Raw genomic sequence first — 22,388 nt, 5'->3', positions numbered from 1 at the left:
CTGTCGGCGGGCGGCGACGGGGCAGGGCATCATTGTCCTGCCGAGTCTAGACAGCGCACCCGCGCGGAGGCTCCGCGCGAGCAGGCAGCGCCCCCGTCGCGGGGCGGACGGAGAGGACCCGCGTGCACATCCACCGCATCGAGGACATCGACTCCCCGGGGCTCGAGGACTACTCCCGGCTCACCGACGTCGCCCTCCGGCGCGTCAGCGAGCCGGCGGGCGGGCTGTACATCGCCGAGTCCACCAAGGTCATGGGGCGGGCGCTCGCCGCCGGGCACGTGCCGCGCTCCGTCCTGCTGCAGGAGCAGTGGCTCGACGACGTCGCCCCGCTCCTCGCCGGCTTCCCCGACGTCCCCGTCTTCGTGGGCGAGGCGGCGGTGCTGGAGCGGCTCACGGGCTACAACCTGCACCGCGGGGCGCTCGCCGCGATGCACCGGCCGCCGCTGCCCGCGGTCGCCGACGTGCTGCGGGACGCGCGCCGCGTCGTCGTGCTGGAGGACGTCGTCGACCACACCAACGTCGGCGCGATCTTCCGGGCCGTCGCGGGCATCGGCGCCGACGCGGTGCTCATCACCCCGCGCTGCGCCGACCCGCTCTACCGCCGGAGCGTCCGCGTCAGCATGGGCACGGTCCTGCAGGTGCCCTGGACCCGCCTGCCCGAGTGGCCCGAGGCCGTGCCGCTCCTGCACGAGGCCGGCTTCCACCTCGCGGCCCTCGCGCTGGAGGACGACGCCGTGACCCTCGACGCGTTCGCCGCCGACCCGCCCGCGCGGATCGCGCTCGTGCTCGGCACGGAGGGCGACGGCCTGAGCCGCGCGGCGCTCCGCCACGCGGACTCCACGGTCGTGATCCCGATGCTGCACGGCGTCGACTCCCTCAACGTGGCCGCGGCGAGCGCCGTGGCCCTGTACGCCCTGCGGGTCCGCGCGTGAGCCGCACCCGCCGGGTGACCCTCGCCGGCGTCGCCGCGGCGCTCGTGGTCTCCGCGGGCGTCTACGTCCCGGTGACCCTCACGGCGGATCCGCCGGCCGCGGTCGCCCAGGTCGACGCGCCGCCGCCCGTCGTCAACGTCGTCACCCCAGAGACCTGGCCGGGCGCCGGCGTCTCCGCGGTCGGGGCCGTGGGCTTCGACGGCGTGCTCGCGACGAACGACGCCGATCCGACCCCGCGGTCGATGGCGAGCATCACCAAGGTCGTCACGTCCCTCGTCGTGCTGCGGGCGAAGCCGCTCGCGCCCGGCGAGGAGGGTCCGCAGGTGACCTTCACGGCCGAGGACGAGGCGCTCCGGCGGCAGATCCTCACGCAGGACGGCATCGTCGAGCCCGCCGTGCCGGGCACGAGCCTCTCCCAGCGCGACCTGATCGAGGGCGCGCTGCTCGCGAGCGCCAACAACTACGCGGCCGCCCTCGGCGTGTGGGCGTACGGCTCGAACGACGCGTTCGTCGCCGCCGCGAACGCGTGGCTCGCGGAGCAGGGCCTCACCGGCACGCACGTCGCGGACGCGATGGGGCTCTCCCCGGAGACGGTGAGCACGACCGCCGACCTCGTGCGGCTCGGCGAGATGGTGCTCGCGGATCCGGTGCTCGCGGGCATCGTCGACCAGCGGAGCGCCGACGTCACGGGCGTGGGCCAGGTCGTCAACCGCAACCTCCTCGCGACCGTCCCCGGCTTCCGCGGCATCAAGACGGGCACGCTCGAGCAGGCCGGCAAGTGCCTCCTCTGGGCCGTCGACACGAAGGTGGGGGACCGCGACGTGACGGTGGTCGGTGTCACCCTCGGCGCCCGCGACCACGCGGAGCTGGCCGCGCAGGTCCTGGCGCTCCTGCCGACGGTGACCGCCAACATGCACGTCGTCCAGGTGGCCACGGCGGGGGAGCCCTTCGCCGACTACGAGACGGCATGGGGCGCGACCGCGCAGGCCGTGGCCACGGCGGACGAGTCGCTGCTCGTCTGGGGCGACACCCCCGTCGCGACGACCGTGGAGGCGTCCGGCACCGCGGAGGCCGCCGCGGGCACGGAGGTCGGCGCGGCGACGGTCACGGCCGGGCAGCAGGCCGTCCGGATCCCGCTGGCGCTCGACCGGGCGCTGCCGGGGCCCGACGGCTGGTGGCGGCTGGGCAACCCCGGCGAGCTGCTGGGCTGAGCCGCTCGCGCGGTCCGGGGAGGGTGCGCGCCGCGCGGTCCGCTCGACCGCACGACGCCGGGATCAGCCCGCGGCGTCCGGCCGGGACCACGGCGACGCGTCGGGCCGCTTGGCCGTGCGCCCGTCGCCCGAGGACTGGTGCCGCAGGCGCCGCAGCACCCACGGGACGAAGTAGGAGCGGGCCCAGTCGATGTCGCCCGCGCGGGCCTGACGCCACGTGCGCGTCGGCAGCGGCTCGGGCTGGAGCGGCTGGAGGTCGTTCTCCACGGCGAGCGCCTGCAGCACCATGCGGGCGACCGTGTGATGGCCGAGGGGCGCGAGGTGCAGGCGGTCGACGTCCCACATCCGCGGGTCCTGGATCTCGGTGAGCGCCCACTGGTCGGCCACGATGCAGTCGCGCCGGGCGGCGATCGCGCGGATGTCCTCGTTGTAGATGGCGACCTTGCCCCGCAGCCGCCCGAACACGGGCGAGAACTTGACGTCGGTGCCCGTGAAGAGCACCACGGTCGCGCCCTCGGAGGAGAGCCGCTCGACCATGCGGTCGAGCCGGTCGGCGAGGCGGTCCGGGTCGGCGCCGGGCCGGAGGATGTCGTTGCCGCCGGCGGAGAGCGAGACGAGGTCGGGGTGCAGGGCCATGGCCGGCTCGACCTGCTCGTCGGCGATCTGCGCGAGGAGGCGGCCGCGGATCGCGAGGTTCGCGTAGGAGAAGCCGTCGACCTGGTCGGCCAGCACCTCGGCCACGCGGTCCGCCCAGCCCCGGTGCCCGCCGGGGCTGCCCGGCTCGGGATCGCCGATGCCCTCCGTGAAGGAGTCGCCGAGGGCGACGTAGCGGCGCCAGGGATGGGGCTCGGTCATGCGCTTCCTTCCGGGTGGGACGTCCCCATCATAGGAACGCCTCCCGCTCCGGCGAGGAGCGCCCCTTTCCTCAGGTAGTGGAATACGCGAGCGGGCACTTTGGTTGAGCATTCAAGCAACCCGACCCGTGCCCGAACGAACCCGAGGACCCCATGCCCGACCTGCTCTCCGCCGACACGACGATGGGGGCCGTGACCCTCCTGGTCGCCGACCTCGACCGCATGACCGCCTACTACCGCGACGCCGTCGGCCTCGACGTCGTCGCCGAGGGCGCGGGATCCACGACGCTCGGCCGGGGGAGCGCCCCCGCCGTGGTCCTCGAGACGGGACACGGGCTCGACCTGCCGAGCCCCGGGGACGCCGGGCTGTTCCACACCGCCGTCCTCTTCGACACCCCCGCGGCGCTGGCCCGCTCCGTCGCCTCCGTCGCGCGACGGGCTCCCGGCACGTACACCGGCAGCGCCGACCACCTCGTCAGCCGCGCGTTCTACTTCACCGACCCCGAGGGCAACGGCGTGGAGCTCTACACCGACCGCCCGCGCGACGAGTGGACGTGGCAGGACGGCCGGGTCGTCATGGACTCCCTGCGGCTCGACCCGGAGGCGTTCCTCCGTGACGAGCTGGCCGCGGCCGCGGGCCCGGCCGACGACGCGGCGGGCATCGGGCACGTCCACCTGCAGGTCGGCGACACGGAGACCGCCGGCGCGTTCTACGTCGACACGCTCGGCTTCGAGCTCGTCGCCGGCTGGCACGGGTCCGCGATCTTCGTCTCCGCCGGCGGGTACCACCACCACATGGCCATGAACACGTGGAACAGCCGCGGCGCGGGACGGCGCCCGGCGACCCTCGGGCTCGGCACCGTGCGGATCCAGGTGCCCACGCGCCACGAGGTCGAGGCCGTGGACGCGCGCCTGCGCCGCGCCGGGGTCGCCACGCGCGACGACGGTCGCGCGCTCGCCTTCGAGGACCCGTGGGGGAACGCCCTGGTGCTGTCGGCCGGCTGAGCGGCTCCCGGCGGGCGACCGCGCGGGAGGCGGCCGGGGGAGGATGGGCGCATGACGCCCGCCACCCCGGCCGACCCGCTCGACCCGCACGCGCTCCTCGACCACGCCCTTCTCGAGCGCATCCGCTCGCGGGCCGCCGGCTACGACGCCCGCAACGCGTTCTTCGCCGAGGACCTGGACGAGCTCCGGGACGCCGGGTACCTGCGCCTCCTCGTCCCGCGCGACCTCGGCGGATCCGGCGCGTCGCTCGCCGACGCCGTGCGCTGCCAGACCCTCCTCGCCCAGGCGGCGCCCGCGACCGCGCTCGGGGTCGGCATGCACCTCGTGTGGACCGCTGTGGCGCGCATCCTCGCGGACCGCGGCGACGACACCCTCCGCGGGGTCCTCGAGGACGCCGGCCGTGGGGAGGTGCTGGCCTTCGCGATCAGCGAGCCCGGCAACGACGCGCCGCTCGCCGACTCCCTCACGCGCGCCGAGCCCGACGCCGACGGCGGGTACCGGTTCACGGGCACCAAGGTCTCCTCGAGCATGGCGCCCGCATGGAGCAGGCTCGGCCTGTTCGGGCGCGACGACCGGGACCCGGACCGGCCCCTGCTCGTGCACGCGTTCGTGCCGCGCGACGCACCGGGCCTCGGGATCGTGCCGGACTGGGACACCCTCGGCATGCGGGCGACGCAGAGCCACACCGTGGTGCTCGACGGCGTGCGCGCGCCCGCGGCCGACGTGATCCGCATCCGCGAGGTCGGCCGCCGCGACGACCCGTTCGTCCTCGCCGTGCTCCAGGCGTTCGAGCTGCTCATCGCGGCCGTGTACGCGGGCCTCGGCCAGCGCGCGCTCGACCTCGCCGTGGAGGCCGCCCGGCACCGCACCTCGCACGCGGCCGGCGGCGCGACCCTCGCGCAGGATCCCGCCGTGCGTGCGCTCGTCGCCGACGCCGCGCTGGCGCAGGACGCGCTCGCGCCGCAGCTCCGGGCGCTCGCCGAGGACGTCGACCGCGGCGTCGACCACGGGGACCGCTGGCCGTCGCTGCTCGTGGGCGCCAAGGTCCGCGCCACGCGCACGGCCGCCGACGTCGTGCGGAACGCGGTCGCCGTCGCGGGCGGCGGGTCCTTCCGCACGGGCGACGAGCTGGGGCGCCTGTACCGCGACGTGCTCGCGGGCGGCTTCCACCCGTCGAGCGACCGGCAGGCGCAGGAGACCCTCGCGAGCGCGCTGCTCGGGCCCGTGGCGCGGTCCGCCTGAGCGGCCGCCGGACGACTGCCGGGAGCGGGACGGGCGCTCCTCGACGCGACGCGCCCGGGTGCCGCGGGGAGGCCGGATCCGCCGGGCCGCGCGCCCCGCGACGGGTGCCCGTCGGCCGTGCGGATCCGGCCGCTCCTGTCTCCGCGACGGGGGCGTCGGCCGTCGGGCGGACCCGCGCGGGCGGGTATCGTGAGGTCGAGTGAGCACCCTGCCGTCCCCTCCTCCGCACGTCGGATCCGCCGCGGCCGAGCACCTCTCGCCGGCCTTCCCGGAGCGCGCCGCCTGGGGCACCGTCAGCAAGCTGCGGGCCTGGCAGGAGGAGGCCCTCACCGCCTACTTCGAGAACGAGCCGCGCGACTTCCTCACCAACGCGACTCCGGGCGCCGGCAAGACCACGTTCGCCCTCCGCCTCGCCTCCGAGCTCCTGCACCGCAAGACCGTCGACCGGATCACCGTGGTCGCCCCCACCGAGCACCTCAAGAAGCAGTGGGCCGACGCGGCCGCGCGCGCGGGCGTGCGCCTCGACCCGATGTACAGCAACAGCTCCGGCGCGCTGGGCAGGCACTACCACGGGGCCGCCGTCACCTACGCGCAGGTCGCCGCGAACCCGTACCTGCACAAGACCATGACCGAGCAGAGCCGCACCCTGGTGATCCTCGACGAGGTCCACCACGGCGGTGACGCGCTCAGCTGGGGCGACGCCATCCGCGAGGCCTTCGAGCGCGCCACGCGCCGCCTCTCGCTCACGGGGACCCCGTTCCGCTCCGACACGGCGCCCATCCCGTTCGTCAGCTACCTCCGCGACCACCGCGGCGTCCGCCTCTCGCAGACCGACTACGACTACGGCTACGGGCGCGCGCTCGCCGACGGCGTCGTCCGGCCGGTCATCTTCCTCGCCTACGCCGGCAGCATGCGCTGGCGCAACAAGATGGGCGACGAGATGGAGGCGCAGCTCGCCGAGGGCAACACGAAGGACATCACCTCGCAGGCGTGGCGCACGGCGCTCGCGCCCGACGGCGAGTGGATCCCGCAGGTGCTCGCCGCCGCCGACCGCCGCCTCACCGAGGTGCGGCAGTCGATCCCCGACGCGGGCGGCCTCGTCATCGCGACCGACCACACCACGGCGCGGGCCTACGCGGCGATCCTCCAGCGCCTCAGCGGACAGCCCGTCACGCTCGTGCTCTCCGACGACGTCGAGGCGAGCGCCAACATCGACCGCTTCTCCGCCGGCACCTCCCGGTGGATGGTCGCGGTCCGCATGGTGTCCGAGGGCGTCGACGTGCCGCGGCTCGCGGTCGGCGTCTACGCCACCAGCGCGTCGACGCCCCTGTTCTTCGCGCAGGCCATCGGCCGCTTCGTGCGCGCCCGGCGCCGGGGCGAGACCGCCTCGATCTTCCTGCCGAGCGTCCCGAACCTCCTCGTGCTCGCCAACGAGCTGGAGCGCCAGCGCGACCACGCCCTCGACCGCGACTCCTCGAAGGAGGGCGACCTCTACAACCCCGAGGACGCCATGATGGGCGAGGCGAACCGCAGCGAGAAGGGGTCCGACTCCCTGCTCAGCGAGTTCTCCTTCGAGGCGATGGGATCCGAGGCGACCTTCGACAAGGTCCTCTTCGACGGCGCCGAGTTCGGGCAGATGGCCGACGTCGGCAGCCTCGAGGAGGAGGAGTTCATCGGGCTCCCCGGGATCCTCGAGCCGGAGCAGGTGCGCGAGCTCCTCGCCCAGCGGCAGCACCGGCAGTCGAAGCACGCGACGGAGCGGGAGCGGAAGCAGGCCGAGAGCGGCGCGCCCAAGGACCCGGACGACATCCCGCTGTACCGCACGCTCAAGGAGCAGCGCCAGCTCCTCAACAGCCTCGTCGGCATGCGGGCGAAGCTCCACGGCGAGCCGCACGGCCTCGTGCACGCCGAGCTCCGGCGCGTGTGCGGCGGGCCGGCGGTCGGGCAGTGCAGCGTGACGCAGCTGCAGCAGCGGATCGACCAGCTGCGCCGGTGGATGCGCAGCTGACGTCCCGCCGGCCCGCGCGCTAGGGCGCTGTCACGAAGCCGTTGTCGACCATGAAGTCGAACGCGACGTCGGCCGGCTCCTCGCCCGCGTCGTCCACCCGCAGGTTCATCTCGCGCAGCGCGTCGTCCGTGATCACAGGGGTGATGCGGTCGAAGACGTCCTGCAGGCCCGGGTACTCGGCGAGCGTCGCGCTGTCGAGCACGGGCGCCACGTTGTAGGCGGGGAAGAACCCGAGGTCGTCCTGCAGGATCCGCAGCCCGAGCTTGTCGATGCGCCCGTCGGTCGTGAACACCTCGCCGAACTCGCAGGTGCCGCGGTCGGTCGCGGTGTACACGGCGCCCGTGTCGAAGATCGAGACGTTGCCGTCGGGCACGCCGTCGGCGGACCCGCGCGGGATGCCGTAGGCCTCCAGCAGGGGCGACAGCCCGTCGGACCGCGAGTTGAACTCGGCCTCCACGCAGAAGGTGCGGTCCTCGACGGGCAGGTCCTCCACCTGGGACATCCGCGTGATGCCGAGCCGCTCGGCCTCCTCCTCGCGGATGGCCATCGCGTACGTGTTGTTGAGCGGCGCTGGGGTCAGCCAGGTGAGGCCGTTGGCGACGTCGGCGTCCCGCACGGCCTCGTACTGGGCGCGCTGGTCGGGGATCCCCTTCGCCTCGCCGAGGTAGCTGAGCCACGCGGTGCCGGTGTACTCCCACGTCATGTCCGCTCCGTGGCTCGTCATGAGCTCGCGGGCGGGGACGCTGCCCGGCACGTTCGTCTTGTCGGTGACCTGGAACCCGGCGGCCTTCGCCGCGATGACCGCGATCTTCCCGAGGATGAGCTGCTCGGTGAAGTTCTTCGACGTCACGGTGAGGGACGCGCCCTCGGGCAGGTCCAGCGGCCGGATGGAGCCGGGCGCCGCGTCGGGGACGTAGGCCGTCGCGGGCTGGAGCCCGCAGCCGGTCAGCGTCACGAGGGCGGCGGCCGCGAGCGCGGGGACGCCGAGGGCGCGGCGCAGGCGGGCGGAGCGGGAGGGGGTCGGCACGATCAGAGTCCCTTCGGGCGGGCGACGTGCTCGACGACGCGGCCGAGCCAGTCGATGGCGAGCGCGAGGAGCGCGATGAGCAGCGCGCCCGAGACGAGCACGGGATAGAGGTACAGGTTGACGCCGGTCGTGATGAGGATCCCGAGCCCGCCGCCGTTGACGAACGCCGCGAGCGCCGCGGTGCCGACGAGCAGCACGAGCGCGGTGCGGATCCCCGCGAGCATGACGGGCACGGCGAGCGGCAGCTCGATGCGGAACAGCACCGCCGCGCGGCTCATGCCCATGCCGCGGCCGGCCTCGACGAGCCGCTCGTCGACGCCGCGGATGCCGAGCATGGTGTTCCGGAGCACGGGCAGGGCGGCGTACAGGACGAGGGCGATGAGGCTCGCGACGAAGCCGCTGCCGGAGACGACCATGCTGAGGAGCACCACCAGCCCGATCGCCGGCGCCGCCTGCCCGAAGTTCGCCACGGCGAGCACGGGGGCGGAGGCGCGACGCATCCGCCCGCGGGTGAGGAGGACGCCGAGCGGGACCGCGATCACCAGCACGATGACGGCGGCGCTGAACGTGAGCCCGAGGTGCTCGAGCGTCGCCTTGCCGAGGGCGGCCGGCGCGAGCGTCGTGCGCTCCGTCGCCGAGAGCGGCGCGACCGCGAGCCAGACGAGGTACGCGGCGAGGACCACGGCGATGGCGACGGGCTGCGCGACGAGGGCGCGCCAGGAGCCGGAGTCGGCGTCCGCGGCGCCGGTGCGGGCGTCGAGGGCGGCGCTCATCCGTCCTGCCCGGCGGGGGAGGAGTCCGCGTCGGCCCGCGCGGCGGTGGCGCCGACCGTGCCGATGGTGCCCGTGTTGGTGCCGACGGGGGCGTCGTCGAGACCGGACGCGGCCTCGGCGCGCACGCGCGTGATGGCGTCCATGACGGTCTCCACGTCGATCACGCCGAGGAAGGCGCCGCCGCGGCCGGTGACGAGGGCCGCGCCCGCGCTCGAGACGAGCATCGTGTCGAGCGCGTCGTTGAGGGTGGCGCGGCTGCCGATGACGGGCAGGCGCGGATCCGCCTGGGCGCCGACGGCGTCGAGCCGGCCGAGGACGCGGCGGGACGGCCACTGCAGCGGGCGGTCCCGGCCGTCGAGGACGACGGCGTGCTGGTGGCCGGCCTCGTCCATCCGGGCGAGCACGTCGCGGGCGGCGTCGCCGGGCCGCGCGATCACGGCGGAGGCGAGCGGCACCTCGTCCACCCGACGGAGCGTGAGCTGCTTGAGGCCGGCGCCCGAGCCGATGAACTCCTCGACGAAGGCGTCGGCGGGCTCCGCGAGGATCCGCTCCGGGGTGTCGTACTGCACGATGCGCGCGCCCTCGGCGAAGACGACGATCCAGTCGCCGAGCTTCACGGCCTCGTCGAAGTCGTGCGTGACGATGACGATGGTCTTCTGCAGCTCGGCCTGGATGCGGATCAGCTCGTCCTGCAGGCGCTGCCGGGTGATGGGGTCCACGGCGCCGAACGGCTCGTCCATGAGGAGCACGGGCGGGTCGGCCGCGAGCGCGCGGGCCACGCCGACGCGCTGCTGCTGGCCGCCGGACAGCTCCTTCGGGTAGCGGTCGCGGTACTGCGCCGGGTCGAGGGAGACGAGCTCGAGCAGCTCGTCCACGCGGGCGCGGATCCGGGCGGCGTCCCAGCCGAGCATCTTCGGCACCACGGCGATGTTCGCGGCGACGGTCATGTGCGGGAAGAGCCCGCCGGCCTGGATGACGTAGCCGATCCGGCGCCGCAGCTCGTCGCCGTCGATGCCGGTCACGTCCTCGTCGCCGAGCACCACGCGGCCCTCGGTCGGCTCGATCAGGCGGTTGATCATCTTCAGCGTCGTGGTCTTGCCGCAGCCGGAGGGACCGACCAGCATGACGATCTTGCCGGCCGGGATCTCGAGCGTGATGCCGTCGACGGCGGGCTTCGCCTGTCCGGGGTAGCGCTTGGTGACGCCGTCGAGCAGGATCGAGCGCCCGCTGACGACGGGGGCCGGGGGAGCGGTGGGGGTCTCAGACACGGATGCCTCTCGGTGTGGTGAGCCGGCCGATGCCGACGAGGACGAGGTCGAGCAGGAGGGCGAGCAGGACGACGCCGAGCACGCCCGTGAGGACGGACTCGGTCGCGTTCGCGCCGCCGAGGCGGGAGAGCCCGGAGAAGATGAAGCCGCCGAGACCGGGGCCCAGCACGTACGCGGCGACCGCGGCGATCCCCATGACCATCTGGGCCGAGACCCGGATGCCGCCGAGGATGACGGGCCACGCGAGCGGCAGCTCGACGCGGAGGAGCGTGCGGAGGCGCCCCATGCCGATGCCGCGCGCGGACTCGACGACGGCAGGGTCGATGCCGGACAGCCCGACCACCGCGTTCCGGAGGATCGGCAGCGTCGCGAAGAACGTGACGACCGCCACGGCCGGCGCGACGCCGAAGCCCAGGGGCGCGATGAGCAGGCCCACGAGCGCGAAGGCGGGCAGCGTGAGGCCGATGGCGGACACGCTGTTGGCGACGGAGCGCAGCGGGGCGCTCCGGTAGACGAGCGCCGCGATCCCCACGGCGAGGACGGTCGCGAGGACGAGGCACTGCACCACGAGGCTGAGGTGCTGCCACGCGGAGAAGGCGATCTGGTCGGCGCGGGAGGACAGGAAGTCCCACATGTCGGTCTCCTCTGCATCGGTCGGTCACCGGGAGGGGCATCGGCGGGGGCCAGGCTACCCAGGAGGCAGGGGGTGGCGGGACAGGTCCATCCCAGCGGGACGTGATACGCGCGCCGCGGGCGGACGGCCGCGCCCGTCAGGGGAAGGGTCCGGGCGGCGCACGGCCCGCGCTCGGGCGCCGTCCAGCCGCCCTCGCCTACGCTCGTCATCCTGGGAGCCCCCGACCGGCGCCCGCGAGGAGCCCCGATGCCCGTCCCGTCGCGCGATGCCGACGCGTACGCCGTGCTCGGCGTGGAGCCGTCCGCGTCGCAGGACGAGATCCGCCGGGCGTACCGTCGCCGCGTCCGTGCGGCCCACCCCGACATGGGCGGGAGCGCCGACGAGTTCCAGTCCGTGCGCGACGCCTTCGAGGCCGTGGGCGACCCCGAGAGCCGCGCCCGCTACGAGCGCACGCTCCACGCCGCCCCGCCGCAGGAGGATCCCGCCGGCCGCGCCCATCCGGCGTCGCCCGCGTCGACGTCCTCGGGCGCCGCGTGGGATCCCGCCGCGCGTCGCGGCCGCCCCGGCGCGCCCCGAAGCCGCCCGCCCGCGCGGACGCGGAGCTTCGGCCACCCGGGCGGCTTCGCCCGCCTCCGCTACCTCTCCCTCGTGCGCGAGTGGCTCGCGGATCCCGCCGAGCCCTCGGTGCCCGCCGCGCCCGTGCCGCCCCGCGGCGGCCCCGCCCTCGCCGACGAGCCCGGCCCCTACGTGCGCCGCGCGCGGGCGATCGTGCCGCCCGTCGCCGCCGTGCTGCTCGCGCTGGTCCTGCTCGTCTCCGGCCTCGGCGCGGTCGCGGCCCTCGTCGGCCTCGTGGTCGGCGCCGGCATCGGCCTCGCGGCGGCGGGGCCCGCGGGCCGCGCCTGGCACCGGTCCGAGGAGCCGCGGCGGCGCGCGGCAGCCCGGCTCCAGGAGGACGTCCTCGCCCACGAGCGCGCCCTGCGCGCCTACCCCGATCTCATGGCCGCGTACAGCGCGCGGCTCGCCCGGCTCGAGGGACTCCGCCGCCGCTTCGAGGCGGACGCCTACGCGCCCGACCTCGTCGCCGAGGTCCCGGTCGCCGCGTCCGACGCGCTCCGGGCCGCGGTCGCGCAGGAGGAGACGGCGCGCGAGCTGATGGAGCTCGGCCCGTCGTACGCGTTCTGGAACGGCGTCGCGGTGCCGCGCTCCGGCGACGCCCTCGACCACCTCGTGCTCGGGCCGCAGGGGCTGGTCGCCGTCGAGTCGGTGCCGGATGGATCCGACGCCGCGACCGACCCGACCGCGCGCGCGGCCGCGCTGCATGGCCTCGACGCGCGCGCCCGGGCGCTCGCCCGCGAGATGGATGTGCCCGTGGTGGGCCTCGTGCTCTCCCTGCCCTCCGGCGTGCTCGGCGCGGCGCCCGTCGTCCTGCACGCCGCCGACGACCCGCAGGCGCTGCCGGCCTACGCGGTCGCGCGCACGCTGCTCGCCGACCACGTGGCCGCGGGTCTCCCGGGGCTGACCTCGATGGATCCGGAGCGGCTGCTCGCGGTGCGCACCCGCCTGGTGCTCGACGCCCGCTTCGTCTGACGCGCGGTCAGCGGGGGAGCGGCACGTCCAGGTCGCCTGCGCGCACCATCCACTCGACGGCCTCGCGCGCGGCCTCCTCGCTCGTGTACCGCGGCGCGTAGCCGAGCACGTCGCGCGCCTTGTCGATGCTCGCGACGTGGCTGCGGCTGAGGTGCTCCCAGCTCGCGTCCGCGTGGTCGGCCTCGGTGCGCGCGCGGAAGCCGTCCCAGTCGAGGTGCTCCAGCCGGGGCTCGCGGCCGAACCACGCGGCCGCCGCGCGGGCGAAGCCGCGCACCGAGAGCGCGCGCTCGGACACGGCGTGGAAGCTCTCGCCGACGCTCGTCTCCCGGTTGGCGATGGCCAGCTGCACGACCTGCGCGACGTCGTCGGCGTGCACGTGGTGCATGGTCTCGCTGCCCGAGCCGGGGACCGCGAGCGGGCCGCCGGTCGCGAGAGCGGTCCACACCGCGGGGTCCAGGTTGCCGAGGGGGGTGATCACGGGCCAGCCGCCCCCGGAGATGTGGCCGGGGTGCACGACCGTCGACGGCACGCCGCCGCCGCGCGACTCCGCGATGAGGTAGCGCTCGATCTCCGCCTTCCGCACGCCGTAGTCGCCGAACGGCTCCTTCGGGTCGTCCTCGCGCAGCGGCAGCGAGGTGCTGAGGCCGTGGGTCCAGATGCTCCCGATGTGCACCAGATGGCGCACGCGGCCGCGCAGGCCCTCGACGAGATGACGCGCGGACTCGGGCGTGAAGCAGACCAGGTCGACGACGACCTCCGGGGCGAGGTCGGCGATCCTGTCGGCGAAGGTGCCGGCGGCGTCCTCGGCGTCGCGGTCGACCCGGACGCGCTCGACGCGGTCCCACAGAGGCGACGTGCGGTAGGGCTCGCGGGTGCCGCGGCTGACGGCGACGACGTCGTGGCCGGACTCGACGAGACGGGGGACGAGGAAGGTCCCGATGTGGCCGGTGGCTCCGATGACGACGACGCGCATCCCGTCACCCTAGCGGCGCGGCGGACGCCCGACCGGCCCGGGGATCAGATCCAGCCGCGCTTCCGGAACGCCGCGTAGAGGATGCCGCCCATCACGACCATGAGGCCGAGCGCGAGCGGGTAGCCGTAGGTCCAGTGCAGCTCCGGCATGTTCGTGAAGTTCATGCCGTAGACGGTGCCGACGAGCGTCGGCGCGAAGAGGATGGCGGCCCACGAGGAGATGCGCTTCACCTGGTCGTTCTGCGCGAGGCTCGTCTCGGTGAGCTTCTTCATCTCGTCGTTCTGCCGCTGGCCCACGAGGGTGGTGTGCACCGTCAGGGCGTTCTGCAGCAGGGTCCGGAAGGCGTCGGCGCGCTCGGCGACGCGGATGACGTGGTCGTGCACGTCGCGGAAGCCGCGGCGGAGCTCCAGGTCGACCTCGCGCTCCTCGGCGCGGTGCCGCAGGTCGTCGAGCATGGCGCCGAGCGGGGCGGTGGCGCGCTGGAAGGCGGTGACCTCGCGCATGAGCGCGTAGATGCGGCGGGAGACGTCGGGGTCGGCGCCGAAGATCTGGTCCTCGATCTCGTCCACGTCGTGCTCGAGGCCGCCGGCGACGGGCCCGTACTCGTCGACGACCTGGTCGAGGATCGCGTAGAGCACCGCGGTCGGGCCGAGGGCGAGGAGCGCGGGATCCTCCTCCAGGCGACGGCGCACGGCGGAGAGGTCCGGCGACTCGGCGTGCCGGATGGTGACGACGAAGTCCGGCCCCACGAAGACGTGCAGCTCGCCGAACTCCACGCGCTCCTCGGCGTCGAGGTAGCGGGCGGGCCGGAGCACCACGAACCAGGTGTCGCCGTAGCGCTCCATCTTCGAGCGCTGGTGGCCGGTGAGGGCGTCCTCGACGGCGAGCGGGTGCAGGCCGAACTCCTCGGCGACGCGGTGCAGCTCGTCGGCATCCGGGCGGTACAGGCCGATCCAGGCGACGCCCTGCCGCGCGCGCATCACCTCGAACGTCTCGTCGAGGCTCTCCGGATCCGCGGTGCGGACCCCCTGGACGTACACGGCGCTGTCGACGACGGTCATGGGATCTCGCTCTCGGGTCGGGACCCGCGCGCGGGCCGAGAGCGACTGTAGCCCGGCCCGGGACGCGCGACCCGGGAGAGGGGCCCACGACGAGGAAGAGCCGGTCGGATCCCGAAGGATCCGACCGGCTCTCGTGTGTGTCCGAAGGGGGACTTGAACCCCCACGCCCTAATACGGGCACTAGCACCTCAAGCTAGCGCGTCTACCAATTCCGCCATCCGGACAGGATGTGCGGCCCGCCGTCTCCGGCTGCCGAGAGACGACATTAGCACGGGTTCCGAGGGTCCCTCGACCACCCGCCCGACCGGACGCCGCCACCCGGCCTCGGTAGCGTGGACCCATGACCGACACGCTGCCCGACGACCTCGACGCCACCGCCCGCATCGCCCGCGACCTCATCCGGTTCGACACCACCAACCACGGCGAGGGCCGGTCGGAGGGGGAGACGGAGGCCGCGGAGTACGTCGAGCAGCACCTCAAGGACCTGGGTCTCGCGCCCGAGCTCATCGACGCGGCGCCCGGCCGCACGAGCGTCCTCGCGCGCATCCCCGGCCGCAACCGCGACAAGCCGGCGCTCGTCGTGCACGGCCACCTCGACGTGGTCCCCGCCGATCCGGCGAACTGGTCGGTGGACCCCTTCGCGGGCGAGATCAAGGACGGCATGCTCTGGGGCCGCGGCGCGGTCGACATGAAGAACATGGACGCGATGATGATCACCGCGCTGCAGGAGATCATCACCTCGGGCCGCGCGCCCGAGCGCGACCTCATCATGGGCTTCTTCTCCGACGAGGAGGCCGGGGGCGTGCTCGGCTCCGCCTACGTCGTCGAGAACCGGCCCGAGTGGTTCGAGGGCGCGACCGAGGCCATCAGCGAGGTCGGCGGCTACTCCATCGACCTCGCCGGCAAGCGCGCGTACCTGTTGCAGACGGGGGAGAAGGCGCTCATGTGGGTGCGCCTCGTCGCCACCGGCACCGCGGGCCACGGCTCGCAGGTCAACCGCGACAACGCCGTCACGCGGCTCGCGGGCGCGGTCGCGCGGATCGGCATGGAGGAGTGGCCGGTGCACCTCACCGACACGACGCGCCAGCTGCTCGACGAGATCGCCCGCATCGTCGGCGCGGACCCCAAGCAGGTCACGCCGGACGACCTCGCGATCGCCACGGGGACGGCCTCGAAGTTCATCGCGGCGACGCTCCGCACCACGACCAACCCGACGCTCCTCACCGCCGGCTACAAGCACAACGTGATCCCCGACACCGCGGAGGCGCTCGTCGACATCCGCGTGCTGCCCGGCGAGGAGGACGCGGTGCTGGCACGGGTCCGCGAGCTCGCGGGCGACGGCGTCGAGGTGCGGATCGTGATCCGGGACGTGGGTCTCGAGAACCCGTTCGAGGGCCCCCTCGTCGACGCCATGGTGGCGACCCTCGGCGCGCACGACCCCGAGGCGGAGGTCCTGCCGTACATGCTCTCGGGCGGCACCGACAACAAGGCGCTCAGCCGGCTCGGGATCACCGGCTACGGCTTCGCGCCGCTGCGCCTGCCGGCCTCCATGGACTTCCCGGCCATGTTCCACGGCGTCGACGAGCGCGTCCCGCTCGACGCACTAGTCTTCGGGAGGCAGGTCCTGCGGGACCTCCTGCTTGACTACTAGAACCGAGCCCCAGGTGGGCCACCCGACACTTGGAGCACCCGTTTGAGCTATCTCGAGGCGATCATCCTGGGCCTCGTCCAGGGCCTGACCGAGTTCCTGCCCATCTCCTCGAGCGCGCACCTCCGCATCGCCGGGCTCTTCATGGGCGGCGACCCGGGGGCCACGTTCACCGCCATCACGCAGCTCGGCACGGAGCTCGCGGTCGTGGTGTTCTTCCGCAGGCGCATCGGCAAGGTCCTGTCGGCCTGGTTCCGCTCGCTCCGCGGCGGCATGCCGAAGGGCGACCCGGACGTGCGCATGGGCTGGCTCGTCATCATCGGCACCATCCCCATCGGCATCGCCGGCTACCTCTTCCAGGACACGATCCGCTCCACGTTCCGCTCGCTGTGGATCGTCGCGATCGTGCTCATCGTGTTCGGCATCCTGCTCGGCCTCGCCGACCGGTACAGCCGCAGCGACCGCCTCGAGAAGGACATGACCTACGGGCACGGCGTGAGCATCGGCATCGCGCAGGCCCTCGCCCTCGTCCCCGGCGTCTCCCGCTCGGGAGCCACCACCACCGCGGCGCGCGCGTTCGGCTACTCCCGCCCGGTCGCGGCGGAGTACTCCTTCCTCCTCGCCGTGCCGGCCGTCTTCGGCAGCGGGCTCTACGAGCTCGTGAAGAGCTTCGACGAGACCGGCCAGGCGGGCGCCGGGCAGACCGCCGTCGCCACGCTCATCGCGTTCGTCGTCGGCCTCGCCGTCATCGCGGGCCTCATGCGCTACATCTCCACGCGCACGTTCATGCCCTTCGTCGTCTACCGCGTCGCCCTCGGTGCCGTGCTGCTCGTGCTCCTCGGCACCGGCGCGATCGCGGCCTGATCCCGTGCGCGCCTGGTCACGTCCCGCCGTCCCCGCCGTCGCGGGGGAGCCGCCCGTCCCGTCCCTGCACGACACGAGCACCGGATCCGTGCGCCCCGCCGAGTGCGCCGGCGACGGCCGCGTCGGCCTCTACGTGTGCGGCATCACGCCGTACGACGCCACGCACCTCGGCCACGCCTCCACGTACCTCGCCTTCGACACGCTGCAGCGCGTGTGGCTCGACCGCGGCTACGACGTCGCCTACGTGCAGAACGTCACCGACGTCGACGACCCGCTGCTCGAGCGCGCGACCGCGACCGGCGTCGACTGGCGCGACCTCGCCGCGGAGCAGGTGGAGCTCTTCCGCACCGACATGGAGGCGCTCCGGATCCTCCCGCCCGACTCGTACGTCGGCGTCACCGAGGTCGTCGACGAGGTCGCGGCCGCCGTCGCCGAGCTGGTCCGCCGGGGCACCGCCTACCCGGTCGACACGCCCGAAGCGGCCGAGCCCGGCGCGCGCGACCTCTACTTCGACGTCGCCGGCGCGGGCGAGACCGGCCCGTGGACCCTCGGCGACGAGAGCGGCTACGACCGCGCGACCATGGCCGTCCTCTCCGCGGAGCGCGGCGGCGACCCGGAGCGGCCCGGAAAGCGCGACCCGCTGGACCCGCTGCTCTGGCGCGCCGAGCGCGCGGGGGAGCCCGCCTGGGACAGCGTCGTCGGCCGAGGCCGGCCGGGCTGGCACATCGAGTGCGCCGTCATCGCGCTGCGGAAGCTCGACCGGCCGGTCACCGTGCAGGGCGGCGGCAGCGACCTGATCTTCCCGCACCACGAGATGTCCGCCGGCCACGCGGCGGCGCTCACGGGCGAGGACTTCGCGTGCGTCTACGCGCACACCGGCATGGTCGCCTACCAGGGCGAGAAGATGAGCAAGTCGCTCGGCAACCTGGTGCTCGTGTCGCGCCTGCGGACGGCGGGCGTCGATCCCCGCGCCATCCGCCTCGCGCTCCTCGCGCAGCACTACCGGGCCGACTGGGAGTGGACGGACGCCCTCCTCGAGGAGTCCGTCGCGCGCCTGGCGGCATGGGACGCGTGGGCCGCCGACTCCGCATCCGGCGACGCCCCGGCCCTCGAGGACGCGCCCGGCGAGCTCGTTCAGCTCGTGCGCGAGCGCCTCGCCGACGACCTCGACACCCCGGGGGCGATCCTGCTCCTCGACCTGCGCGTCGCGACCGACGTGCCCGCCACGCCCGTCGAGCTCGACGCGGTCGACGCGCTCCTCGGCGTGCGCCTGGGGAGCCCGGCGGCCTGATCCGCGTGCGCGATCCGGTCCGGTCCGGTCCGGTCGGACCGGACTCCGGTCGGGCTGGACGCCGGCCGTGCCCCGGGTCGCCGCTGCGGCTACTGGTCCTTGGGGTCCTTCGGCCGCCACGGCTCCTCGGGGCGGTCGTCGCCGCGCCCGCGCGGCCCGTCGCCCCGGCGGAGGTACCGCTCGAACTCCTGCGCGATGGCCTCGCCGCTCGCCTCGGGGGAGTCGACCGTGTCGCGCGCCTGCTCGAGCTGCTGGATGTAGGCCGCCATGTCCTCGTCCTCACCGGCGAGCTGGTCGATGCCGGCCTCCCACGTGGCCGCCTCCTCGACGAGCTCGCCGCGCGGGATCACCACGTCGACCATCTCCTCCAGCTTGTCGATGAGCGCGAGCGTGGCCTTGGGCGACGGCGCGCTGTGCACGTAGTGCGGCACGGAGGCCCAGAGGGAGACGGTGGGCATGCCCATCTCCTCGGCGCGCTGCGCGATGATGCTGAGGATCCCGACGGGGCCCTCGTACGTGCTCCGCTCGATCCCGAGCTCGGTGCGGACGGCGGCGTTCTCGCTGGTGGAGTAGACGGAGATCGGGCGCGTGTGCGGCACGTCGGCCAGCAGCGCGCCGAGCAGCACGACGCCCTCGACGCCCGCGGCCCGCGCCGCGTCGAGGACCTCGGCGGTGAACGCCGTCCAGTGCCTGGACGGCTCGACGCCGAGGAGGAGGTGGATGCTGCCGCCGTTGTCGCCGCTCACGCCGAGCTGTGCGTCGGCGGCCAGGTCCTGCGCGGGGCGGCGGGGCTGCTTGGGGCCGTAGAGCGTGGCGCCCGGCCACTCGAGCTCGCGGGTGCCGTCCTCCGCGAAGCCGATGGTGGGGCGGTTGAACTGGAAGTCGAAGTAGTCCTCGGGATCCACCGACGACACCGCCTCGAGGTCGAGCAGCTCCTTCAGCGCCCGGACCGCTCCGCTGGCGGCCTCGCCCGCGTCGTTCCAGCCCTCGAAGGCGACGACCAGCAGCCGTCCGCTCACGAACCTCTCGGCATCCGCCACGTGACTCCCGTTCCGTCTCGCCCTCGGACCGCCCGGCCGGCGGTCGCCGGACAAGCTTAGGACGCGCCGCCCACCGATAGACTCGCTCCCCGTGATCAGCAACAGACCCGCGGCCGTCCTCTGGGACATGGACGGCACCATCGTGGACACCGAGCCCTACTGGATGGTGGCGGAGCAGGAGCTGGTCGGCTCGTTCGGCGGCGCGTGGACCCACGAGGACGGGCTCCGGCTCGTCGGCAACGGCCTGTCGGACTCGGCGCGCATCCTCCAGGAGGCGGGCGTCGACCTGACCGTCACGGAGATCGTCGACCGCCTGAGCGACCGCGTCATGGAGCAGATCCGCGTGGAGGTGCCGTGGCGCCCGGGCGCGCGCGAGCTCCTGCGGGGGATCCGCGACGCCGGCATCCCCACCGCGCTCGTCACCATGTCCCTCGGCCGCATGGCGCACCAGGTCGCCGCCGCCGTGCCGTTCGACGCCTTCGACCACGTCGTGGCCGGCGACGACGTCACGCGCAGCAAGCCGCATCCCGAGGCCTACCTCACCGCGGCCCGTCTGCTCGGCGTCGACATCGCCGACTGTGTCGCCATCGAGGACTCCGCGCCCGGCGTCGCATCGGCCGTCGCGTCCGGCGCCACCGTCGTCGCGGTGCCGCACCACGTGCCGCTGCCCGCGGACGACGCCTACGTCCTCTGGGACACGCTCGCCGGCCGCACGCCGGACGACGTCTCCTCCGCCCACGGCGACCGCCGCCGGGCCGCCGCCCCGACCCGCGACGAGGTGCGCGCATGACCGTCGACACCGCGGCCGCCCGCTTCAGCGGCCCCTTCCGCGCGGGCGACCGCGTCCAGCTCACGGGCCCCAAGGGCCGCCTGAACACGATCCTGCTCGAGCCCGGCAAGGTGTTCCACACCCACCGCGGCATGATCGACCACGACGACCTCATCGGCCTCCCCGATGGCAGCGTCGTGAGGAACAGCGCGGGCATCGAGTGCCTCGCGCTCCGGCCGCTGCTCTCGGACGTCGTCATGTCGATGCCGCGCGGCGCCGCGATCATCTACCCGAAGGACGCCGCGCAGATCCTCGGCCTCGCCGACGTCTTCCCCGGCGCTACCGTCGTCGAGGCGGGCGTCGGGTCCGGCGCGCTGTCCATGTGGCTGCTCCGCGCCCTCGGCCCGACCGGGACGCTGCTCTCCTTCGAGCGCCGCGAGGAGTTCGCGGACGTCGCCCGCGGCAACGTCTCCAGCTACTTCGGCCACAGCCCGGAGAACTGGTCCATCACGCTGGGCGACCTGGCCGAGGCGCTGCCGACCGTCACCGAGCCCCACTCCGTCGACCGCGTGATCCTGGACATGCTCGCCCCGTGGGAGTGCGTCGACGCGGTCGCCGAGGCGCTCACGCCCGGCGGCGTCCTGCTCTGCTACGTGGCCACCGTCACGCAGCTGTCGCGCGTCGCCGAGGCGCTGCGCGACACCGGCCTGTTCACCAACCCCGACGCGAGCGAGACGATGATCCGCGGCTGGCACGTCGAGGGGCTCGCGGTCCGTCCCGAGCACCGCATGATCGGGCACACCGGCTTCCTCATCACCGCCCGGCGCCTCGCGCCCGGGTCGGTCCTGCCGCAGCTCAAGCGCCGCGCGTCGAAGTCCGACTTCAGCGACGAGGACATGGAGGCGTGGACGCCCGGCTCGCTCGGGGAGCGCCGCGTCAGCGACAAGGTGCTGCGCAAGCGCGTCCGCGTCGCCGAGCACGGCGCGCAGCTCGCCGGCGCGCGGGACGCGGCGGGGTCCGACGACGCCGCCGCCGCCCACGAGGCGCCCGCCGCGTCCGATGCGCCGGAGCCCACCGAGCCCACCGCCTAGGATGACAGGGCCGATCACGCGGGTCCGCGCCGGCCGCCCCCACCATCGAAAGAGGAGTCACGTGCGCCGTTCCGCCGCGCTCACCGTCTGCGCAGGGCTCGTCCTGACGCTCGCCGCCTGCAGCCCCTCGGGCGCCGGATCCGATGCGGCGGCGGACTGCACGCCCCTCGCCCAGCCGGGCACGTCGTCGAGCACGGTCACGGCCACGGGCGACATCGGCAGCGCGCCCGCCTCGGTCGCGTTCCCCACGCCGCTGAAGCCCGCGGACGTGGAGGTCTCCACCATCGTCGAGGGCGACGGGCCCCGCGTGCAGCCCCGCCAGGGCATCACGGCCGCCGCCTCCATCGTCGACGGCAAGACGGGCGAGACGCTCGCCCAGTACGCGCGCGTCGCGCCGAACTCGCGCACCACCGGCTCGGAGGTCTTCACGACCGCATCGCTCCGGGAGGGCCTGCCCTACCTCGAGAAGGCCATGGAGTGCATGCCGGTCGGCTCGCGCCTGGCCGTCGCCGTCCCCGTCGCCACGGTCTTCCCCGGCCAGGACCTCTCGGCCCAGGGCCTCGAGCCCACCGACGGCCTGGTGCTCATCGTCGACATCACGTCCTCCTTCCCGGAGCGCGCGACCGGCGACCCGCAGCCCGCCCCCGCCGGCTTCCCCTCCGTGGTCACCACCGACGACGGCATCCCCGGCGTCACCATCCCGCCGAGCACGCCGCCTGCCGAGTACCGCGACGCCCTGCTCCGCGCGGGCGACGGCGACGAGGTCGCCGAGGGCGACGTCGTCACGATGCAGTACACGGGCGTCGTGTGGGGCACGAGCACGTCGGCCCAGAAGCAGGCCGTGTTCGGGTCGAGCTGGACCGGCGGCGGACCCCTGCAGGTCCCGGCCGCCGCCAGCGCCGGCGGGGCCTCCGCGGGTGCGCCGTCCGCCGCCGTCGTCACGCCCGGCCTCGCCAAGGCGCTCGTCGGCAAGCACGTGGGCGACCAGGTCATCGCGGTCGTCCCCCCGGGCGACGGCTTCGGCGACCAGGCCACCGCCAAGGTGCCCGCCGGTTCCACGCTCGTCTACGTGGTGGATATCCTCGGGACGAGCAAGCAGAGCAAGTAACG

20 protein-coding genes and 1 tRNA gene are annotated in these 22,388 nt (G+C 74.4%); 12 read left to right on the top strand and 9 right to left on the bottom strand.

The genetic code is table 11. From position 1 onward, the window contains the following. The first annotated feature begins 122 nt into the window (after window positions 1-122). Both H9X71_RS08585 and H9X71_RS08580 read left to right on the top strand, forming a co-directional pair. A complete protein-coding gene (locus tag H9X71_RS08585) occupies window positions 123-932 on the top strand; it encodes a TrmH family RNA methyltransferase (protein WP_191146719.1) in 810 nt (269 codons plus the stop codon). After that, the gene (locus H9X71_RS08580; RefSeq protein WP_191146718.1) at window positions 929-2,143 is read left to right on the top strand and encodes a D-alanyl-D-alanine carboxypeptidase family protein; all 1,215 of its coding nucleotides are present in this window, start codon (window positions 929-931) and stop codon (window positions 2,141-2,143) included. The genes H9X71_RS08585 and H9X71_RS08580 overlap by 4 nt, the downstream gene beginning before the upstream one ends. A 63-nt stretch (window positions 2,144-2,206) precedes the next feature. Here H9X71_RS08580 and H9X71_RS08575 read toward each other — a convergent pair whose 3' ends face one another. Further along, window positions 2,207-2,998, bottom strand: a complete 792-nt coding sequence (locus H9X71_RS08575) for an SGNH/GDSL hydrolase family protein (protein ID WP_191146717.1) — start codon at window positions 2,996-2,998, stop codon at window positions 2,207-2,209. A gap of 152 nt (window positions 2,999-3,150) precedes the next feature. On the opposite strand from H9X71_RS08575, the gene H9X71_RS08570 reads away from it, so the two are divergent. The 3 genes from H9X71_RS08570 to H9X71_RS08560 all read left to right on the top strand — a co-directional run bounded on the left by H9X71_RS08570 (window position 3,151) and on the right by H9X71_RS08560 (window position 7,252). Continuing rightward, the gene (locus tag H9X71_RS08570; protein ID WP_191146716.1) at window positions 3,151-4,002 is read left to right on the top strand and encodes a VOC family protein; all 852 of its coding nucleotides are present in this window, start codon (window positions 3,151-3,153) and stop codon (window positions 4,000-4,002) included. 51 nt (window positions 4,003-4,053) lie between these two features. Next, window positions 4,054-5,244, top strand: coding sequence for an acyl-CoA dehydrogenase family protein (locus H9X71_RS08565; RefSeq protein WP_191146715.1), 1,191 nt, complete (start codon window positions 4,054-4,056; stop codon window positions 5,242-5,244). Window positions 5,245-5,443: 199 nt separating this feature from the next. Then, window positions 5,444-7,252 carry a DEAD/DEAH box helicase gene (locus H9X71_RS08560; RefSeq protein WP_191146714.1) on the top strand — a complete coding sequence of 603 codons (1,809 nt, stop codon included), beginning with the start codon at window positions 5,444-5,446 and terminating at the stop codon, window positions 7,250-7,252. 19 nt (window positions 7,253-7,271) lie between these two features. Here H9X71_RS08560 and H9X71_RS08555 read toward each other — a convergent pair whose 3' ends face one another. Genes H9X71_RS08555 through H9X71_RS08540 form a run of 4 tightly spaced genes read right to left on the bottom strand, consistent with a single transcriptional unit; the run spans window position 7,272 to window position 10,954 of the window. Next, window positions 7,272-8,282: a glycine betaine ABC transporter substrate-binding protein gene (locus H9X71_RS08555; protein WP_191149135.1), complete on the bottom strand. Its 1,011-nt coding sequence runs from the start codon at window positions 8,280-8,282 to the stop codon at window positions 7,272-7,274. Continuing rightward, on the bottom strand, window positions 8,282-9,052 hold the full coding sequence (locus H9X71_RS08550; RefSeq protein ID WP_191146713.1) for an ABC transporter permease: 771 nt from the start codon (window positions 9,050-9,052) through the stop codon (window positions 8,282-8,284). The genes H9X71_RS08555 and H9X71_RS08550 overlap by 1 nt, the downstream gene beginning before the upstream one ends. Further along, complete coding sequence (locus tag H9X71_RS08545; protein WP_191146712.1) at window positions 9,049-10,320, bottom strand: ABC transporter ATP-binding protein; 1,272 nt, start codon at window positions 10,318-10,320, stop codon at window positions 9,049-9,051. Before H9X71_RS08545 ends, H9X71_RS08550 begins: the two co-directional genes overlap by 4 nt. Continuing rightward, complete coding sequence (locus tag H9X71_RS08540) at window positions 10,313-10,954, bottom strand: ABC transporter permease (protein WP_191146711.1); 642 nt, start codon at window positions 10,952-10,954, stop codon at window positions 10,313-10,315. The genes H9X71_RS08545 and H9X71_RS08540 overlap by 8 nt, the downstream gene beginning before the upstream one ends. A gap of 246 nt (window positions 10,955-11,200) precedes the next feature. On the opposite strand from H9X71_RS08540, the gene H9X71_RS08535 reads away from it, so the two are divergent. Next, window positions 11,201-12,541 carry a J domain-containing protein gene (locus tag H9X71_RS08535; RefSeq protein ID WP_191146710.1) on the top strand — a complete coding sequence of 447 codons (1,341 nt, stop codon included), beginning with the start codon at window positions 11,201-11,203 and terminating at the stop codon, window positions 12,539-12,541. A gap of 7 nt (window positions 12,542-12,548) precedes the next feature. Here the strand turns inward: H9X71_RS08535 and H9X71_RS08530 are convergent, their stop codons facing one another. The 3 genes from H9X71_RS08530 to H9X71_RS08520 form a co-directional block, all read right to left on the bottom strand. After that, window positions 12,549-13,514 (bottom strand): NAD-dependent epimerase/dehydratase family protein, encoded by a 966-nt coding sequence (locus tag H9X71_RS08530; protein WP_191146709.1) that lies wholly within the window; start codon window positions 13,512-13,514, stop codon window positions 12,549-12,551. A 44-nt stretch (window positions 13,515-13,558) separates the two neighbouring features. Next, window positions 13,559-14,575, bottom strand: a complete 1,017-nt coding sequence (locus H9X71_RS08525; protein WP_191146708.1) for a magnesium and cobalt transport protein CorA — start codon at window positions 14,573-14,575, stop codon at window positions 13,559-13,561. Window positions 14,576-14,713: 138 nt separating this feature from the next. Then, a tRNA-Leu gene (locus H9X71_RS08520) sits at window positions 14,714-14,799 on the bottom strand. A 116-nt stretch (window positions 14,800-14,915) separates the two neighbouring features. Between H9X71_RS08520 and H9X71_RS08515 the strand changes: the two genes are divergently transcribed. The 3 genes from H9X71_RS08515 to mshC are packed head-to-tail and all read left to right on the top strand — an operon-like array spanning window position 14,916 to window position 18,378. Next, entirely contained in the window at window positions 14,916-16,226 is a 1,311-nt protein-coding gene (locus H9X71_RS08515) for a M20/M25/M40 family metallo-hydrolase (RefSeq protein WP_191146707.1), read from the top strand. Window positions 16,227-16,268: 42 nt separating this feature from the next. Further along, window positions 16,269-17,087, top strand: coding sequence for an undecaprenyl-diphosphate phosphatase (locus H9X71_RS08510; protein WP_191146706.1), 819 nt, complete (start codon window positions 16,269-16,271; stop codon window positions 17,085-17,087). Between the two features lie 4 nt (window positions 17,088-17,091). Beyond that, window positions 17,092-18,378 (top strand): cysteine--1-D-myo-inosityl 2-amino-2-deoxy-alpha-D-glucopyranoside ligase, encoded by a 1,287-nt coding sequence (mshC, locus tag H9X71_RS08505; protein ID WP_191146705.1) that lies wholly within the window; start codon window positions 17,092-17,094, stop codon window positions 18,376-18,378. A gap of 89 nt (window positions 18,379-18,467) precedes the next feature. Here mshC and H9X71_RS08500 read toward each other — a convergent pair whose 3' ends face one another. After that, a complete protein-coding gene (locus tag H9X71_RS08500) occupies window positions 18,468-19,418 on the bottom strand; it encodes a PAC2 family protein (RefSeq protein WP_191146704.1) in 951 nt (316 codons plus the stop codon). A gap of 91 nt (window positions 19,419-19,509) precedes the next feature. Between H9X71_RS08500 and H9X71_RS08495 the strand changes: the two genes are divergently transcribed. The 3 genes from H9X71_RS08495 (at window position 19,510) to H9X71_RS08485 (ending at window position 22,386) form a co-directional block, all read left to right on the top strand. Continuing rightward, window positions 19,510-20,208: an HAD family hydrolase gene (locus tag H9X71_RS08495; protein WP_191146703.1), complete on the top strand. Its 699-nt coding sequence runs from the start codon at window positions 19,510-19,512 to the stop codon at window positions 20,206-20,208. Continuing rightward, window positions 20,205-21,278, top strand: coding sequence for a tRNA (adenine-N1)-methyltransferase (locus tag H9X71_RS08490; protein ID WP_191146702.1), 1,074 nt, complete (start codon window positions 20,205-20,207; stop codon window positions 21,276-21,278). The genes H9X71_RS08495 and H9X71_RS08490 overlap by 4 nt, the downstream gene beginning before the upstream one ends. 61 nt (window positions 21,279-21,339) lie before the next feature. Beyond that, window positions 21,340-22,386 (top strand): FKBP-type peptidyl-prolyl cis-trans isomerase, encoded by a 1,047-nt coding sequence (locus tag H9X71_RS08485; RefSeq protein WP_191146701.1) that lies wholly within the window; start codon window positions 21,340-21,342, stop codon window positions 22,384-22,386. The last annotated feature ends 2 nt before the right edge of the window (window positions 22,387-22,388 follow it).

Source organism: Clavibacter zhangzhiyongii, from assembly GCF_014775655.1.
In the GTDB taxonomy this organism is placed as follows: domain Bacteria; phylum Actinomycetota; class Actinomycetes; order Actinomycetales; family Microbacteriaceae; genus Clavibacter; species Clavibacter zhangzhiyongii.
Note: the sequence above shows the minus strand (reverse complement) of the source record. Positions and strands in the feature narration are given on the sequence as shown.

Excerpts from the sequence above, each read along its gene's own strand:
- H9X71_RS08575 (WP_191146717.1), bottom strand. The coding sequence starts at position 2,998 with ATGACCGAGCCCCATCCCTGGCGCCGCTACGTCGCCCTCGGCGACTCC.
- H9X71_RS08570 (WP_191146716.1), top strand. The coding sequence starts at position 3,151 with ATGCCCGACCTGCTCTCCGCCGACACGACGATGGGGGCCGTGACCCTC.
- H9X71_RS08565 (WP_191146715.1), top strand. The coding sequence starts at position 4,054 with ATGACGCCCGCCACCCCGGCCGACCCGCTCGACCCGCACGCGCTCCTC.
- H9X71_RS08550 (WP_191146713.1), bottom strand. The coding sequence starts at position 9,052 with ATGAGCGCCGCCCTCGACGCCCGCACCGGCGCCGCGGACGCCGACTCC.
- H9X71_RS08540 (WP_191146711.1), bottom strand. The coding sequence starts at position 10,954 with ATGTGGGACTTCCTGTCCTCCCGCGCCGACCAGATCGCCTTCTCCGCG.
- H9X71_RS08535 (WP_191146710.1), top strand. The coding sequence starts at position 11,201 with ATGCCCGTCCCGTCGCGCGATGCCGACGCGTACGCCGTGCTCGGCGTG.
- H9X71_RS08530 (WP_191146709.1), bottom strand. The coding sequence starts at position 13,514 with ATGCGCGTCGTCGTCATCGGAGCCACCGGCCACATCGGGACCTTCCTC.
- H9X71_RS08525 (WP_191146708.1), bottom strand. The coding sequence starts at position 14,575 with ATGACCGTCGTCGACAGCGCCGTGTACGTCCAGGGGGTCCGCACCGCG.
- H9X71_RS08515 (WP_191146707.1), top strand. The coding sequence starts at position 14,916 with ATGACCGACACGCTGCCCGACGACCTCGACGCCACCGCCCGCATCGCC.
- H9X71_RS08490 (WP_191146702.1), top strand. The coding sequence starts at position 20,205 with ATGACCGTCGACACCGCGGCCGCCCGCTTCAGCGGCCCCTTCCGCGCG.